This is a genomic window from Corynebacterium sp. (assembly GCF_030532965.1).
Lineage (GTDB): Bacteria > Actinomycetota > Actinomycetes > Mycobacteriales > Mycobacteriaceae > Corynebacterium.
This window is the reverse complement of record NZ_JAUNKC010000009.1, coordinates 50,045-66,223: the sequence shown is the minus strand read 5'-3', so window position 1 is coordinate 66,223 and position 16,179 is coordinate 50,045. Positions and strand designations below refer to the sequence as shown.

15 protein-coding genes are annotated in these 16,179 nt (G+C 55.3%); 6 read left to right on the top strand and 9 right to left on the bottom strand.

Annotated elements, in window-relative coordinates:
* The first annotated feature begins 131 nt into the window (after positions 1-131).
* Positions 132-989 (top strand): hypothetical protein, encoded by an 858-nt coding sequence (locus Q4D85_RS06210; protein ID WP_303199014.1) that lies wholly within the window; start codon positions 132-134, stop codon positions 987-989.
* A 120-nt stretch (positions 990-1,109) separates the two neighbouring features.
* Positions 1,110-1,766 (top strand): hypothetical protein, encoded by a 657-nt coding sequence (locus tag Q4D85_RS06205; RefSeq protein ID WP_303199013.1) that lies wholly within the window; start codon positions 1,110-1,112, stop codon positions 1,764-1,766.
* Between the two features lie 44 nt (positions 1,767-1,810).
* On the opposite strand, the gene Q4D85_RS06200 is transcribed toward Q4D85_RS06205, so the two are convergent.
* Both Q4D85_RS06200 and Q4D85_RS06195 read right to left on the bottom strand, forming a co-directional pair.
* A complete protein-coding gene (locus Q4D85_RS06200) occupies positions 1,811-2,230 on the bottom strand; it encodes a hypothetical protein (protein WP_303199012.1) in 420 nt (139 codons plus the stop codon).
* A 48-nt stretch (positions 2,231-2,278) separates the two neighbouring features.
* Entirely contained in the window at positions 2,279-2,725 is a 447-nt protein-coding gene (locus Q4D85_RS06195) for a hypothetical protein (RefSeq protein WP_303199010.1), read from the bottom strand.
* A gap of 247 nt (positions 2,726-2,972) precedes the next feature.
* Between Q4D85_RS06195 and Q4D85_RS06190 the strand changes: the two genes are divergently transcribed.
* The 4 genes from Q4D85_RS06190 to Q4D85_RS06175 all read left to right on the top strand — a co-directional run bounded on the left by Q4D85_RS06190 (position 2,973) and on the right by Q4D85_RS06175 (position 7,143).
* Positions 2,973-3,749, top strand: coding sequence for a hypothetical protein (locus tag Q4D85_RS06190; protein ID WP_303199009.1), 777 nt, complete (start codon positions 2,973-2,975; stop codon positions 3,747-3,749).
* Positions 3,750-3,832: 83 nt separating this feature from the next.
* Positions 3,833-4,624 (top strand): YwiC-like family protein, encoded by a 792-nt coding sequence (locus Q4D85_RS06185; RefSeq protein ID WP_303199008.1) that lies wholly within the window; start codon positions 3,833-3,835, stop codon positions 4,622-4,624.
* Positions 4,625-4,841: 217 nt separating this feature from the next.
* Positions 4,842-6,206, top strand: a complete 1,365-nt coding sequence (locus Q4D85_RS06180; protein ID WP_303199006.1) for a YeeE/YedE thiosulfate transporter family protein — start codon at positions 4,842-4,844, stop codon at positions 6,204-6,206.
* A 205-nt stretch (positions 6,207-6,411) separates the two neighbouring features.
* Complete coding sequence (locus Q4D85_RS06175; protein WP_303199004.1) at positions 6,412-7,143, top strand: hypothetical protein; 732 nt, start codon at positions 6,412-6,414, stop codon at positions 7,141-7,143.
* Positions 7,144-7,151: 8 nt separating this feature from the next.
* Here the strand turns inward: Q4D85_RS06175 and Q4D85_RS06170 are convergent, their stop codons facing one another.
* From Q4D85_RS06170 to Q4D85_RS06140, 7 genes are read right to left on the bottom strand one after another with little or no spacing between them, the layout of a single operon-like run.
* Entirely contained in the window at positions 7,152-8,477 is a 1,326-nt protein-coding gene (locus Q4D85_RS06170; protein WP_303199003.1) for a UDP-glucose/GDP-mannose dehydrogenase family protein, read from the bottom strand.
* On the bottom strand, positions 8,474-9,451 hold the full coding sequence (locus Q4D85_RS06165) for a phosphotransferase family protein (protein WP_303199002.1): 978 nt from the start codon (positions 9,449-9,451) through the stop codon (positions 8,474-8,476). Before Q4D85_RS06165 ends, Q4D85_RS06170 begins: the two co-directional genes overlap by 4 nt.
* Positions 9,448-10,533 (bottom strand): phosphotransferase family protein, encoded by a 1,086-nt coding sequence (locus tag Q4D85_RS06160; protein WP_303199001.1) that lies wholly within the window; start codon positions 10,531-10,533, stop codon positions 9,448-9,450. Before Q4D85_RS06160 ends, Q4D85_RS06165 begins: the two co-directional genes overlap by 4 nt.
* Positions 10,530-12,314 carry an ABC transporter ATP-binding protein gene (locus Q4D85_RS06155; RefSeq protein ID WP_303198999.1) on the bottom strand — a complete coding sequence of 595 codons (1,785 nt, stop codon included), beginning with the start codon at positions 12,312-12,314 and terminating at the stop codon, positions 10,530-10,532. Before Q4D85_RS06155 ends, Q4D85_RS06160 begins: the two co-directional genes overlap by 4 nt.
* A gap of 8 nt (positions 12,315-12,322) precedes the next feature.
* The gene (locus Q4D85_RS06150) at positions 12,323-13,423 is read right to left on the bottom strand and encodes a glycosyltransferase family 4 protein (RefSeq protein ID WP_303198997.1); all 1,101 of its coding nucleotides are present in this window, start codon (positions 13,421-13,423) and stop codon (positions 12,323-12,325) included.
* A 3-nt stretch (positions 13,424-13,426) separates the two neighbouring features.
* Complete coding sequence (locus Q4D85_RS06145) at positions 13,427-14,635, bottom strand: glycosyltransferase family 4 protein (protein ID WP_303198995.1); 1,209 nt, start codon at positions 14,633-14,635, stop codon at positions 13,427-13,429.
* Positions 14,632-15,804: a glycosyltransferase family protein gene (locus tag Q4D85_RS06140; RefSeq protein WP_303198992.1), complete on the bottom strand. Its 1,173-nt coding sequence runs from the start codon at positions 15,802-15,804 to the stop codon at positions 14,632-14,634. Before Q4D85_RS06140 ends, Q4D85_RS06145 begins: the two co-directional genes overlap by 4 nt.
* Positions 15,805-16,179 lie beyond the last annotated feature (375 nt).

Sequence of the window (16,179 nt, the reverse complement as noted above, 5' to 3'; positions counted from 1 at the left end):
TTGAGAGAAATCCTGCCTCGCCTCCTAAGAAAAAGTTAATGTGAGGCCAGAGGCAGGATTTTCCACTAACGCTTGGTGTGAAAGATGTGGAAAGGACTTTTTGAAACAAAAGTGAAGGAGAGCTAGGCATCATGGAAGGCGGGGAGACGGTGATGGCGAAGGTGGGTGAGGTGAGCGTCGAGAAGCTTTTCGACGCCGCCTTAATGCTGGGCTGTGAAACGTACGAGACGTGGCCTCGTGGGGTGCACCTCACGTTTGCCCAGCTCAGCCTTGACGTGGTGCTGCATGAAGACGCGGGGTTACTTGAGTTTCGTGCCGAATGGCCAGGGCGGGTGCGTGATGGTGGGAAAGTGGCGGAAGTATTGAGGCAGCGCATTTGGCGGTGGCGAGTTTTCCGCGACGATTCTGGGGCGAAACGGTTAAAAGTCTTATTGATGACCAATGTTCGCATGGGGCTGAGTACCGAGCAGTTGGCAGGCTGGTTAGTGTTTGTGCACAACGAACTGTGCGTGCTGTTCCACGATCTGGCACCCCAGTGTGGGATGCATCAAACCGCGCCGCAACCGCTGAAACGCGAGGTGGCTGTGACACTGCCAGCGGTAACCCCGGAGCGCCTTTATGCATTGTTGGCACACGATGGGCGGGAAACACGAGTGACTAAAACTACCTACTACCAGGAGCTTGAGGCAGGGGACCGTCGTTATGGAACGATGAGTTTCAATGGTGAAGAATTGCAGCTTGAATTCAGGGATGAAGGTGGCCTGTTTAGCAGCACCTATCTGCCGCAGGATGTTGGGGAGAAAATCGATGAACTCAACCGTAAAACCCATGTTGGAGTGGTGGAGGAGTATTGGGGTGAAATTTCCGCTCGCACCGTTTTTTATTGCGGTGCTGGAGCGAGCGATGAACAGCTTGAATCCTGGTGCACAGAGACAATGCCGAAGCTAGAAGAAATGGTGAAACACGGTGTTCACAAACATAACAGCTGAGTTGATCAGCCGAGTGTGGGATACCCTGCGATACCGCTGTGACCCGAAGAGTTATGGGTTGACTGTGGGAACTACACACTGGAGCTGCACTGCGATGCAGACAAACAAACGGTGCTGGTTATGGCTGTCATTCCCGCACCCGATGCGACTATGGAGTGGGTGGCGAAACTGGAAAGGTGGGGCCCGTTTCGGTTGCGACGTGATGGTCAGGGGAATGTGTGCGCCGAGCTCACCATCAGCGTTGTTGGGGGTTTGAGTGATGCCCAGCTGGTGGGGTTTCTCACTCATACGCGGCACGCGATTCAGGGGATCTACGAAGACTTTCATGCTTCGACCAGCACGGAACCTGTGCCGGATACGCCAGCGCACATGCCGGTGGCGGATGCTTATGTAACGGAGCTGATTACCGCGCACCGTGCGCAGGAATTTGGTGTGGAAATGTTCGTTGCGCCCTCCTGCTACCAGGCGAAATGGGTGCGGGATGAAGGTGTGTTTCTTGTGGTGTCGTGCGCACACATGAACTACAAAGACTATGTGCCGAGAGCACAGTTGGGTGAGCGGATTGGTTCCTCCAATGATGGGCAAAGCCTTGTGAGGGTGATGCTTACGCCGGAACCGTCCATGGATTCGTGCGAACAGATTCAGGCACGCATGTGGTTTTATGTTGGGGCTGGGGCTTCCGACACGCAGCTTCTTCATTGGCTGGAACATGGGGTGTCTGTGCTGGCAGAAGCCCTCGACACCGTCTGTCGGGGAGCTTGTCGGGAGACAGAGTGACTCGCTGGTGCAAGTGGATGAATATAGAAGTTTGCGGTGCTGCTTTAGTAGTCGCGGCACCCTACGACTAGTTTGCTCGTAAGCGTTTGGGTAAAACCTGTGGCTTTGAACGAAATTTCGCCCCACATTGTCACAATTCGCACCGCCCAGCGATCTGAACCTGATGGGTATGTGCCGTTGTAGGAAAGATAAAGATCCTCAATTTCAAGTGGGAACGGCGTTTGTTGGAGATTAAGCGAAAGCTCGGAAGGATTGTGAAAAACGAGGTCGCAAGCCGCGGTGCATTGCTTAAAAGAAACATCGTTAATGGGCACGTGGCCGAAACAATAATCTATATCGAATTTGATATGGTCATGTTCCGGGTGGAAGTTTATCCCATAAATAACCGAATCGTGCCACCCCATGTTCTCATAATCTTCGGTGGTCCACACCTGTTTAGGCTGTTCAATATAGTCTTCTATCATCTCGTGCTCCCTTATAAAAGAACCTTTCTTAAGTCGCGTTGGTGCACGTTACGTTTTCCGCAACGAATAAGCAGTAGCGCACCACGTCGGCTTCCCAGTGGCAGTTTGCTTAAAACCGGTGGCGGTGAAGCTCACCATGCCCTCTTGGCATTCGAGGAAAAACTTCTTGCGTTCAGGCTCATTGTCCGTGATTTCCTCCTCAGATTCTGGGGTTTCCATTCGAATCGTCCCAATCTCCAGCGAGGGATACATGCTCGCGCATTCGATTACGAGATCACGGGTATCAAAAAACACCAAATCGCAGCGCACCACAAGAAACTGTCCCCGCTCGTTCTCGGTTGGCCACTGAAGTAGGTAATCAATATCGAACGTGAGATTCAAAGAATCGTTGCCAATACTCATCCCATGAATGAGACAATCGTGCCAATTCATGTCTGCAAAGTCGGCCACACCCCACTGAAGCTGGCTGCCACCACCAGAAAGAGATTTCGACACGGCACCTTCCTTTACTACGCCCTGAACAATCTCCATCGAAGCATAAACCAGCACATCACCACACGTGCGCGAATCCCCCACTCCCACCCCAACGATGTCCACATGCGGGAGGCCGCACCTCCAGTCGACGTGGGGAGCGGGCGGTGGCGGCGTCGAAAAGCAAAAAGTAAAACCTTAAGTCGCATACGAACGAAAAGCGTAAAGTAATGGCACATTGCATGATGGCGGCGATCTGACAAGGAGATTCATGATGAACACAGCAATGGCGGAAAAAATTGCGCACGCGGAAACGCTTCTCGGCTGTGAATTACCGCCCGCGTACCGGGACTACCTGCTGGATCCCGATAATGCTGACAGTGAAATCGTTTCCTGCTTCCTCAAAGCTCAATCAGGTAAGGAAAGAAACATTGATTGGGGTGCCGATTTTCCCTACACAGTCGCGCACCAGCCCACGTGGGTTGTACCCAGCTTCGCCAGTGACGTGGATTTCGATGCCTTCAGCGACGATGAAGTTGAGGAATACTACGACACACTCACGAAGTATCTCGACGAAAACTATGCGGCACCTGCCGGGCGGGGCAGTGTTTTCATTAATGAGGAAGGGTGTGTCGAATTTAGCATCCTTATTCTCCGCGGACCCAGCCGTGGGCAAGTGTGGCGGCATGAAATAACCTACGAGGATGTGGCCGTAACGCCCCGCTACCACCCTGTAACCAAGGATATTCTCCACTTCGATCAGTGGCTTGAACTGCAGCGCGACCCCTGCCGTCTGACATCGCTGACGAGGAAGCAAGCGGGCGTGCCCCTTAGTTTTTCGCGGATAAGCCGCGAAGGGAAAATCGCGATGCGCTATCATCTTGCGCGCAACGAATTGAGGGGGTTAGATGCTGAACAGATCGGGAAGCTGAAAAAGGTTGCGGATATTCCTGAAGACGCAGAGTTCCTCGACCCGTACACCGGGACGTGGGAATCTGTGCGGGCTGCAATTCCCGTGTGGTGGGCGCAGGGAATCACCCTTCCCTAACATTTTTCAGTGGGATTTCTCACTGCGTGAAAGCGCCCAATGTCCACATCCTTATTAGGTAATGCTCACTATAGTGAGAGTTTATGGCGAGAAATGCAATCAAAAACGGGTGGGTCACTGACCAGCACGGATCGTGGGCGATGGGGTTCGCGCCACTTATCTTCGGTCTGATCATTGCGGATTTAAGGTGGCTCCACCTTGCCCTCGTGGGGGCGTGGACGTTTGGGTTCTTCTTTTTCGCGGTCGCGGAAAAGTGGCTGAAGTTCCGCTTCAAGCCGAGGTATCGTCCAGCGCTTTTCACTTATGCTGCGCTCACTGGGGTTTTTGTCCTAATCCTCATTATTGGTGCCCCACACCTGTTGTGGTGGGGTGTGTTGTACGTTCCCTTGATCGTTACCTCCTTCCACCGCGCGTGGCGGAAACGGGAGCGGGAACTTACATCACGGCTGGTGGCAATTGCTGCCGCTGCTCTCATTTTGCCCGTTGCCGATAACCTGCCCACGTCGGTGCCGTGGTTTGCACCAGGTGGTGTGTCGCTGAAGGCGTGGCTGTTTACGGGGTTGCTGTCTACCTATTTCGCTACAACGGTTCCGCTTGTGAAGACGCTTATTCGGGAGAGTGGTTCGCGGGCGTGGTTTATTGGCTCGGTGGCAGCCCACGTGGCCGCCGCGGTGCTTATTGCGGTGTTGGCGTTTTTGGGGTACGCGACCTGGCCGCACGTGGTGGTGTGGGTATTTTTGGTTGCGCGTGCGTATGCCCTTCCCGTTATTGCTTCACGACGCGGGCAACGGTTCGCCCCGCGCCAAATCGGTCGCCTTGAGATTCTGGCGAGTTTGGCCGTGTTTGCTACGTTGCCATTCGGGTTCGGGGGATAGGTACTGCTGGTGGGGGTAGCTGCTTTTAAGTGAGGCGCAGGAGCGGAAAATATTGCGGTGAATAAATTATATTCAGTTTCATTGCAGGGTAATTTCTCCTGCCTATGAGGTAAATTTAGACCGCCTTGTCTAAATTATTGTTTTAATAATGGACGAAGCTGTCTAGTATGTGGTTCATCCCGAGAAGAACATTTGATGTGAAAGAAGGCTGAACCTCATGATCATTAGTGGCTTGATAGTGGGCATTGTGCTCGGTGTCATCATGCAACGCGGGCGGTTTTGCGTCACCGGAATGCTGCGCGATATTTTCCTGGCGAAAACGTGGCGAAGTTTCGTTGCGTTGTTGATTGTCATCGCCATCCATGCGGTGGGGCTCCATGCCCTTGATGCTGCGGGCGTCATCACGTTAAGCGTTGATTCCTTCGCGCCAGTCGCTGTGGTCATTGGCGGTTTTGTCTTTGGGTTGGGAATTGTTTTGGCTGGCGGCTGCGCCTCGGGAACATGGTATCGATCAGGTGAGGGGCTGGTGGGGTCGTGGGTCGCGCTCATCGCCTACGCCACCACGGCGGCAGCCATGAAAACAGGTGTGCTCAGCGGGTTTAACAATTGGCTGCGTGGATACACCGTTGACGCCACCACCATTCCCGAAACTGTAGGGGTTTCGGAGTGGTACTTCGTTTTTGCTCTTCTAGCACTCACTGGATACGCGGTGCTGTACTACCGTAAGCGGGATGCGGCGGCAATCAAGGCGGATCTTCATACACGCGGCTGGCGCCGACCATTAAACCCTTACATCGCTGGTGCATTGATCGGGTTGGTGGGTGTTGTTGCGTGGCCGCTGTCCGCTGCATCGGGTCGAGATTACGGCCTTGGGATAACAGGGCCGTCTGCGAATCTCACAAACTTTATCGCCACGGGCGATGCGCAGTACTTTGACTGGGGTGTGCTGCTGGTGGTGGGTATTCTTCTCGGTTCTTTCGGAGCGGCTCGGGCAACAGGGGAGTTTCGGGTTCGCGTTCCGGAGCCGGAAGCGGCAGTCCGTGCTGTAGTCGGCGGCGTCCTCATGGGGGTCGGGGCGTGTTTGGCAGGTGGCTGCACGGTGGGTAATGGAATGGTAGAGACGAGCCTGTTCAGCTACCAGGGCTGGGTCGGATTACTCGCGGTCGGTCTCGGAGTCGGGGCTGCAACCAAGCTGTGGCTCAAGCCGACGAATAAATCCGCGCGCCCGCAGCCAGCAGCGGAACCGCCTCTCGACGGCGAATCGCTTGAGCGACTGGCGGCTTTTCAAACTTCTGCCATTGCGCTTAAGGTGCCGGTTTCTTCCCCAGCGGGTGTCCGTGAGCTTGCGCCCGGCACCTATGCGCTTGATGCGGTGGGTTCGGTGTGCCCGTTTCCGCTTATCGACGCCAAAGAAGCGATCAGTCACCTTCACGTTGGAGAAAAACTGGTGATTGATTTTGACTGCACCCAAGCCACAGACAGCATCCCTCAGTGGGCTGCGGATCACGGACATGAGGTGGAGAACTTCCACCAGACCGGTGCAGCGGAGTGGCAATTAACGGTTGTCAAAGGCTCGGCTTAAGCCTTCCATCACGTGCTATAACACCACCGTGACGTGGCGGCGTCGAAAAGCAAAAAGCCTTGGTGCGCTGAAGTCTTGACATCTTCGGAATAAAGCGAGTACGCTGGCTTGCCTGCCTACCGGATCTTTGCACAATTTCCATGGTCTGTGCAGGCGGCAACCTCATTGCTGTGTCCCTAGCGGTTTCGAGGAAAGCGAAACGTTTATGCCCAGCATGCTCAACCAGATTGCCGAAGAAGCGGTTAGCTACGGTGTTAGCCCGATACCTATGTGGCCCGAAGGATTATGGCTGGAATTCCCTGACATGGCGATCGAAGTCACCTGTTACCCAGATTCTGAGGCCGTGAGTGTGAAAGCAACATTTCCCACTGGGCTTTCCTACATCGAGCAGCCAGAATCAACCCCCTGCCGCCTCAGCTGCGGCATCAACGAAACTGGGGGTAAAGAACTCGTGGTCGAGTTTTTCGCTGACACCATCATTGGTTACCAGCCAGGACTTTTAGGGTTCGTCCACCACGAGTTTCGTACACTGGCCACCGACTATGGCATAAACCTTCACAGCTGGGTAACGCCGGAAAACTACAGACACAGTCGTCTCGACCACGACCACCTGACCACTTTTCTTCCCACCTCCATGGACAGACCCCCGGTGGAGTTCAGCGTTGAACCCCACCGGAACTGGGTGCGAATCACGTGCCGTTACTACGATGAGTTCCTGTATGAACGGAAAAGAGTTGGATCTGTTAAACAGGAATGCGAAAGGCTTAACCGTAGATACGCGCCAGGATTAACGCTTGTGGAATGGGATTGCGCCGTTACCGCACACTGGGACTTCTACTATGCTGACGCAACTGACGTTCAACTGCGTCTCTGGTGCGAACGGGCGGCGGCGCGTGCGCTGCGACTTGTCGAAGAAGCACGCGCCCTTATTCGCTAACTCCTGGTTTAGTGCCGTCCCAGCCCACGATAGGACCAGCCGCTGGCCTTCCACAGGTCAGCGTCAAGAGCGTTACGACCATCGATGATGGCGGGGGTTTTGACGATCGTTTTGATCGCCTGCGGATCGAGGTTCTTATACTCCTCCCATTCCGTCAGCAACAGCACGAGTTCGGCGTCGTCAAGCGCTGTGATGGTGTCGCGCTGCGTGGTCAGGGCTGGGTAGCGGGCCTCAACGGCGTGAAGCGCCTCCGAGTCAGTGACGGTGACGTGTGCACCCAAGTCGTGCAGCCGCAGTGCTACATCAAGGGCTGGGGAGTCACGAATGTCGTCGCTGTTCGGCTTGAATGCTGCACCAAGAACCGTGATCTTTTTGCCAGTCACGGCGCCACCTACAGCTGCAAGGGAGAGATCAACAACACGGTCGCGGCGGCGTTGGTTGATCTCATCCACCTCACGCAAGAACCCGACGGCGTCTTCAACGCCAAGTTCCTCGGCGCGGGAGACGAACGCCCGAATGTCCTTCGGCAGGCAGCCGCCGCCGAATCCGGCACCGGCTTTGAGGAACTGGTTGCCGATGCGCACATCGTGGCCAAGGGCTTCCGCCAGCTGGGTGACGTCGCCGTCGGTGGCTTCGCACAGTTCTGCCATGGCGTTGATGAAGCTGATCTTGGTGGCTAAGAAGGAGTTTGCTGCCACTTTCACCAGCTCAGCGGTTGGGTAATTCATGATAAGCCGCGGGGTGTCCGCAGCAAGCATAGATGCGTAAATCTCGTCAAGAGCAGCCTGGCCGCGCGCGGCTTCAGCAGGATCGTCGGAAAGCCCGTAGACGATGCGGTCCGGGTGCAGGGTGTCTTGCACGGCGAAGCTTTCGCGTAAGAATTCGGGGTTCCACACCAGTGTCAGCCCGTGTGGACGAATTGCGGCGGCGAGTTTTTGCGCGGTACCTACCGGGACGGTGGATTTACCCACGACAACTGGATTCTTTTCCGAATCCTTCGTGGCGTTGAGAATCATATCGAATGCTGATTCCACAAAGCTTAAGTCGGCAGCGCCGCTGGTTGCGGACTGCGGGGTGCCAACGGTGACGAAGTGAACATCAATATCGGCCAGTTCCGCCAGCGCGGGGGCAACGGCAAAGCGCAGGCGCCCAGAGGCGAGGCTTTCTGTCAGGATCTCCAAAAGGCCAGGTTCGAAAAACGGAACATCGCCGTTATTGAGAGTGGCGACTTTGTCGGCATCAATGTCGACACCGATGACATCGTGGCCGAGTGAGGCCATGCAAGCGGCATGGACGGCACCGAGGTAGCCGCAGCCAATTACTGAAATCTTCATTGTTGTTTCTCCTCTAAGGTGTGGTAAATCCACTGGTCAAAAAAAGTCTTTGCGCTAGGTCGGAAGGCGTAGACGCAGCACAGCCGCAGGCGTGCGGATTGCGTGTATACCCGCAACCGGGAATCGGAAATATTTAAATTGTGCGCAAGTGAAAAAAGTTCTTCGGTGATGCGTGACTGGGTGTCGGAAGAATAAACCCCTTGGTAGCCACGCAGCTCAACATGAGCAAGCAAATTACCTACGTCCAACGCCGCTTCACCGTAGGCGGCCGTATCCAAATCCAGCACACTTATCGTCGCGCCGTCCCACAACAATTGCTTGTCATGTAAATCCCGATGCAACAGCATCGAAACATCTGGGGTGCGCAGCAGTTCTGTAGCTAGCTTTTCGACGCTCCCACGTAAGCCGTCAAACACCGATTCGGTCAACGCCTGATAGCTCTCCACCTGGCGTAACCAATGCTGCAGCGTGGCACGCTCCTCCGCAGCGCCATGAGAAGGAAGAGGCACGTGAGGTGTTCGTGCGAAACTCGGCCAAAGCTCGGCGAATTTTCGCCAACCGGGCAGGGAATCGTCGCCAAGCTCCAGAAGCGTCTTGCCACTCAGCAGCGAATACTCGACGGTAGACTCCGTTTGCGCCACGATCTCCGCAGCGCCCAGCCCCGCAGCCTTCGCTACAGCAGAAAGATCCGGCGGCGCAGCCTTCGCAATATGCTTGATGGCCCTACACCGATCAGCGTCGATGACGACCGCGCGCCGATGCAGCCGGTGTACCACCAACCCTGGGTGAGGTTCAAGCGCGGGAAGCTTAGGGTCGAAACCAAACGGACTACGCACGACGTTGCCATTCGCATCAATCTCGCCAGCCCGCAACTGCCCGTCGACAAGCTGCTCAAACGTGAGGCTGTGGTTCTTTATATTCGGCCACGCGCGGACGATATGAGGAAGGCTAAAGAGAACATCAATGGGTGTCACCGAAGCACCTCCTCAATACGATCCAGCCGTTGAGCAATCTCGCCGCGCCACTGCGGCGACGCGGTGCGCAAGGGTTCCGTCAACCGCATAAGCGCCGCGTGCACCTGGGCGGTACGAATATCAGCCTCGGAGGGAAGCTCAGCCGTTTCAGCATAAGCATCAAGAAACACACCCCGAAGCTCAAGATCAATAGCCGACAGATAAGAACCAATATCGAAAGCCGCAGGTCCAAGATGTGCCCGGTCGAAATCACTGAGCCACAACTGACCACTCGCGCAGTCGTAAAGAATCTGATCGGGAGTAAAATCACCGTGCAACAAAACACTGTCAGAATTCTCAAAAGTAGGAGCCTTGATCGCAGCCACCCGCTCAGCCAGCCCAGAATCCAAAGATTCCAAAATCCCCACATGGGCACGCAATTGCTTACGCACGTTAGGGGCCGGAGCAACAAGATCAGACGGCACCGTATCTCCTAACGCATGCAACCGCGCAAGCGCCGCACCAACCCGAGCCGTCGCCGACTTATCCGGATTGTGCTCCAAATCAGAGTCGCCAACAAAATTCACAACACTGAGATACGGGTTGGAACCATCGTCAAACCGCGTTTGAGTAGGCACCGCCGTGGAGATGCACTCATGCAATTGCTTGGACGGCGTACCAGCAGTGTTGACGCGCCACACCCGATCACCAACCCGAAAAACCACACGGCGCGCCGGGTTGTAGCGAAGAATCTTTCCGCCTAGAACCTCGGTGGGCAATGGGCGCAACAGTTTGGTGAGCTTTGCGTCAGCGATGATTTCGCCTGTCTGGAGCATAAGATCGTCAGACAGCGCAATGGTGCGTACATTAAGCTGCATCTCGTTAGCCAACCGCTGAATTTTCTGGGCTTTCTTGTGGCTGTTGGGCCACAACACTCGAACCCAACCGAGAATGCGGCGGGTCTCGGGGTCCCGGAGCGAGGCAACTAAGGAAGTGGCGGGTTTGATGCGAATCCATTCCGCCTTGACATTTTCGCCGAGTTTTTCGCTGAGCCAGGAGGGATCGGTAAAACAATCAACTAATGACGCCGTGGTTGGAATCATGGCTGGAAGTCCTCCTTGGAGTTGACCCAATTACGGAAAGCTTCGCTGTAGGAATACAGCTCGCTGGGGGAGCCGTCGAGAAGCACTTTGCCGTTCTCAAGCCACACGACACGGTCGGCACGCAACGCAACTTCCGCGTCATGGGTGACAGCTAGGGTGGTGCGACCTTCAACGAGTTTCTCAATCGCCTCAAGCACCAGACCTGCGGATTCCGGGTCGAGCCCAGTGGTGGCCTCATCGAGAATGACGATTGGGGTGTTGCGGAGCAAGGCGCGCGCAATGGCTACTCGTTGGCGCTGACCGCCGGAAAGCGTGCCGCCGCGTTCACCCACAACGGTGTCGTAACCCTTAGGCATCGCAATGATGAAATCGTGGGCGTTCGCAGCCTTGGCCGCCGCTTCGATGTCCGCATCGGTGGCGTTGAAACGACCGTAACGAATGTTTTCGCGAATCGTGCCGGCGAACAGGACTGCCTCCTGGTGCAGCAAGGAAACATGGGCACGAAGATCCGCAAGATCGAGACTTGTCAGTGGAAGGCCGTCGATACTAACGGTGCCTTTTGTGGGGTCAAGCGCTCGAACCAGCAGCGAAACCAGCGTGGATTTGCCCGCGCCGGAAGGACCGATAATCGCCACGGTTTCTCCGGGATGAATGTCTAGATTAAGGCCGCGGAGAACCTTCGTCGATTCATAGTTAGTATGCACGTCGTCGAATGTGACCAAGCCGGAAACATTGTCCCCAAGTGGGACGGGGTTTTCGGGAGAGGAAATGTCAGATTGAAGCTCCATGAGGTCAGCGACACGCTCACCGGAGGCCGTCGCCCGGGCGATGCGCCCGGTGTATTTCGCCATGTCGCGCAGCGGTTTCATGGTGGTGCGCAGGTAGGTGGTAAACAGCACGAGGTCACCGAGAGTCATGGCACCGTCAAGCACCCGGAGCCCGCCGCCAACTAGAACAGCTGCCGACGCAACACCGACAATCACATCGGTGCTTCGTTCCAAACGAGCGGCCAGTCGGCGGCTTTTGACACCCGCGGTCAGCGAGGTTTCATTCGCACCTATGAACCGATCGGCTATTAGCGACTCCAAACCGTACGCCTGCACGATCTTGATCGAGGACAAGGACTCCTGCGCGGTGTTTGCCAACTGCCCTTCAGCTTTACGGGTTCTGCGGGCAGCGACAGCGATCTTGTGGGAAGCACCCCGAGAGGTGATTAAGAACAGGATCATGGCGGCGACAACAACCAGCGACAATAGGGGATCGAGCACCATCATGATGAATAGCATCACGATCAACGTAATCACGTTTGCCAGAAGGGGAAGCCCTGCAGTAACCGCCACTTCCTGCATGCGGTTGACGTCCGAAACGAGACGTTGGACGGTATCCGCACTGCGGTTTTGGGAGTGAAACTGTTGGGACAGGCCTTGGACATGGTGGAAAATGCGGGCGCGCAACAGGGTTGACGCGCGGGAACCTACCAGCGCAAAGGCGACCGTGGCCAGGTAATTGCACAACGCGCGCATCGCAACAATTAAGACCAAAACTCCGCCGCAGATGAGTAGCAGCCGTAACGAGGCCGGTGCCTCCGCAATGTCTGCACCGATGGACACGGACAAAGCGTCGATGACAAATTTCAGCGGCCATGGTTCCAACACGCGGAAAACGACCTCAAGAAGCAATGCCACCACGCCGCCAACGATGAGCTTCCGCTGGGGTTTGACGTCCGGTGCAATCAGTTTAAGTGTGCGTCTGAGCGCGATTTTCTTCATTCGTTTACGCATAGATCAGCCTATTCCGCCACACCGGCGAGTTGGAACATGGTGTCGACGACGCTGGACCAGCTGTGCTTTTCTACGGCGCGCTTCCTAGCGAGCTCGCCGTAGTGTGCGGCTAGTTCTGGACTGTGCGCTAGCGCGTCGATCGCCTGAGTCAATGCAGTTGTATCTGATGGGGGCACAAGAACACCGACACCTCTTAGAACTTCGGGGATCTGCCCGATCTCCGAGGCGACCACCGCTAGCCCGGCTGCCATGTATTCATAGACCTTCAGCGGCGAGAAATACTCCTGGTTTTCCGGGTAAGGTGCAACGCCAATGCTTGCACCTGCAAGGTAGGTGGGCATGTCTTCGGGCGCGATAGCACCGCAGAATTCGACGTCGATTCCCAGCTCGGCGGCTTTCTGTTCCAGGTTGTCGCGTTCTGGGCCATCACCGATGATACGTAACCGCCATGGGCGCGTGGCCTGGGCAGCGGCTTCTAGAAGCACTGGCACACCGTGCCACGGCTTTAACGTTCCGACGAAAACAACCACGGGTGCTTTCGACGGATCGGTGTCCTGCGGGTGAATTCGATTAACGTTCACACCGTTGGCCACGGTGAACGCGGTTTCGGTGTCGGTGTGATCGATCACCCACTGTCGTACCGGCTCCGACACACAGATGGTTGCGGCGGCCGCGCGCACCTGGTTCTTTAAAGCGGTGCGGGCGTATTCTTCACCGATAAGTTCGCGGTGGGTTCGTTGTTCGTCGATAAGCGGTGCGTTTACTTCGAGGATTGCCGGCAATGCGCTTTCGGCGATTACCGTGCTAAACAGGGAATAACGCTCGTAGATGAAGTCGAAGTCGCCGTCGGCAATGAGCTCGACAAACCGCGCACTAGCGGCGATCTGTGCGTGCTCCCGCGTGGCGGCATCGCCTTTGCCAATGGGGATTTCGACGACAGTAAGCCCAGCGAGGTCGGCGGGAATGTCGGTGCCGCGTTTCGTTGTGAAAACGGTGACGCTGTGACCCTTTTCGAGCATTTCGCGCACGACTTCTTGGATATGGACGCTGGCGCCCTTTGTTCCAAAAACGGGAATGCCTGGGTCAACGCTGACATAAGCAATATTCATGTTTTAAGCTCCTTGGGCAGATTCCCACTGCGATAATGTTCGTGCTTGACTCAGGCTGTCAAAGTGCTTTTCGACGAGCACTCGGGCGTTTCTGCTCAAGGCGAGGCCGTCGACCTTTCCGTTGGCACATTTCTCTAGTGCTTCCGCAAGCGCGGGGATATTACCTGGCTCTAAGAGCAGTCCCGTGTCTTCGTTGCGGATTACCTCGGGGATTCCTGTCACGGCTGTCGAAATCACGGGAGTTCCACACGCCATCGATTCCAGGATCACCGTTGGCAAACCATCAATGTTGCCGTCGGTACCTGGTACGCACGGGGCTGCGAAAACGTGGCAGCGGCGTAGCAGATCGCGCACCTCTTCTTGGTTCAACGGCCCCAGCATGGAGACAGTATCTTCAAGGTCGAGATCCTTGATCTTCTGCATCAAGTCGTCTTTCAACTCGCCAGTACCACCGAGGAAGACTTCGATGGGGATACCTTTTTCTTTCAGGATTGCTGCCGCGTCGATGAGGTCGCCAAATCCCTTTTTGGGCACCAGCCGTCCAACGGCCGCGACTTTGAGCGGCTCCGATAGTTCCGGCGGCTTGTGATACGGGAAACGATCGAGTTCTAGCGCGTTGTACTGCAGGCTGATATTTGCCCCAGTGTCTGCCAGAACCTGCTGAAGATAATTGAAGTTGTATTGACTAATCGCAATCACCCGGTCTGCATCGGCACAGATGCGGCGGAGCCAGTCCATGTTCACACTGTTGTGGAAAATGTCCTTGGCGTGGGTGGTCACGGTGTAAGGAATGCCACTAAGCTGCGATGCAACCCAGGCCATGCGGCCGGAAAGCGCAGCGAAATGCGCATGAAGGTGCGTGATCCCTTCCTCCTTGGTCTTCAGTGCCAATTCCAACCCTTGGGAAACATCCGTAAAACCTAAGGTGGAAAGCTCTGGAAGGATTTTGTGGAAGTTCTTCGCTATCTCGGGATCTTTTACTGTTGAACCGATGTTCTTCCAGAAATCCTCAGCGCCGAACGGACGACTGATCCACTTCACCTCGGCACGCACCCGAGCCAACTCCGGATGAAAACGGGCGTCGGTGGTAGGGCGCAACGCGAAAATTGTCAGTTCGTCACCGATTGCTTCGCGAGCAAGAATTTCTGTGACGATAAAGGTCTCGGAGAACCGAGGATAAACTTTAAGGACATAACCTATCCGACCGGTCATGACATCACCTCTACGCGTTCGTGGCTGAAAAGATCCGCTGCGAATTCTGCTGCCTGGGTTAGCCCCTGGCGAGAAACGGAAGAACGATCAACGGTGCGGGTAACAGCGGTTTTTACCCATTCACTGAGTGCCTGCGTTTCCAGGTCTTTCATTCGGGTGTATTCAACCATTCCCACTGTTGCCAGTGAGCGGGCCCGAATCAGTTGTTCAAGTCGTGGCACCTCACGGGGCACGATCATCGCGGGGGTGTCCGTAGCCAGGATTTCTGCGATGGTGTTGTATCCGCCCATCGAAATCACGGCCGACGCCCGCGCAATTTGGCTCGCCAGTCCCGGCCACGATTTGATCACTTTTACTTCTGGACGGTGGTCGGCAGCATTAACGAGCACATCAAATCGGTGATCGTCTAACTGTGGGCCAGCGACCACCACGTGGTGGTGCCCAGCGGGTACATCAATATCCACTGCGATCCGGGCGAGATCGAAACCGTCTTCACCGCCGCCAACCGTGGTTAGAACGAAGGGCTTTGGCGCAATATCGGAATTTCGATCGGCGATCTGGCGTCCTTTGGACAAGTAACCGGTGAATTTCACCTTGTCGGCCAGGGCCAGCGGAATCTCACCGGACACCACTGGATCGTGAACATGTTTGTCGCCGTACACCCAAATGGCATCGATGAGGTCGTAGACGATGTCGATATCGCCGAGGCGATCCCATTCGGCTAGTGCCACTTCCGGGGAGTCGAGGATTTCGCGCATCCCGAGCACGATATGGGTGTCCGGGTGCTGTTGCTTGAGCGCGATAAGCGGGGCCTTGAGCTCTTGCCAGACCCCGAAGATGTGGCGGTCGACCACAACGATATCTGGCTGGTAATTAAGCAGCGTTGCGGAAATGATTGCGGACCGAAGCTCGATCAACTGCGAGGTCTCTTCGTTGATGTTGCGTGCTTGGTAGCCGGTTTCGCCTTTGGAGATTCCGGGAACTGCAACCCAGTCGAAACCTGGTGGAAGCGGAAATAGATGAGAAGGCGCAAGACCAGAAAGTAACAATCCCGACACGTTCGGGATCGCCTTTGCGATGTGATGCGCGATCGCCAAGTTGCGGCGCACGTGGCCTAGCCCTTGTGAATCGTGGCTGTACATAAGCACACGAATGGGGGTGGAGGTCATGGTGATAAGCCTTACCTGAAGAATCCTATGCCCTGGTTTTGGCGTAGGGGTGGGAAAAGGGGGATAAACGCTGGTGAATGAACGTTTTACGGTTTAAAAGATTTTTCTAATTAATCATTCGTTTCTAATAGTTTAAGTAGATTATTTGCGGTCTTGCAAATTCCCTTTTGCGCAACATGAAATGTGATAGGTGGGTGGTAGGGCAATGGAATTGCGCATTTCCCGAGGTTGGTCCCCGATATTTGGCAAATTATACGGTGATGTTAATGGATTTTTCAGAATGAGTTTTTAGTGCAATGACCGGCCATTATGAAGCCAAGGTGAACCCAAAATGAAGGATGTGATTTTCGACATATTGTTGGAGTTTTTAAAGAA